Here is a 275-nt window from a genome sequence, read left to right on the forward strand (position 1 = left end):
GGGTCGACGGGGATGGTGGTGACCGCGCGCAGGCCAGGCCAGGACAGGACCAGCAGCCAGCCGGCGAGCACCGCCGGGACCACCATCAGCGCCGCCAGGCGACGGGGGCGGCCGGACACGGCGGCCAGACAGACGGCGGCCACGGCGGCGGCCTCGCTGACCGCGATGATGCGATAGGCGAACTGCACCTGCGACAGCGGCTGGACCTTCCACACCCAGGGCAGGGCGTGCAGGACGGTGGCCAGCACCGCCACCGCGCCGAACAGCATCGCCGG

At 74.9% G+C, this 275-nt stretch carries 1 protein-coding gene; it reads right to left on the reverse strand.

Features of this window, described 5'->3' with window-relative positions; all coding sequences use genetic code 11:
* On the reverse strand, positions 1 to 275 hold a 275-nt coding region (locus EIK80_RS26270; protein ID WP_158624770.1), incomplete at both ends, for a hypothetical protein.

The organism is Caulobacter sp. 602-1 (genome assembly GCF_003931565.1).
In the GTDB taxonomy this organism is placed as follows: domain Bacteria; phylum Pseudomonadota; class Alphaproteobacteria; order Caulobacterales; family Caulobacteraceae; genus Caulobacter.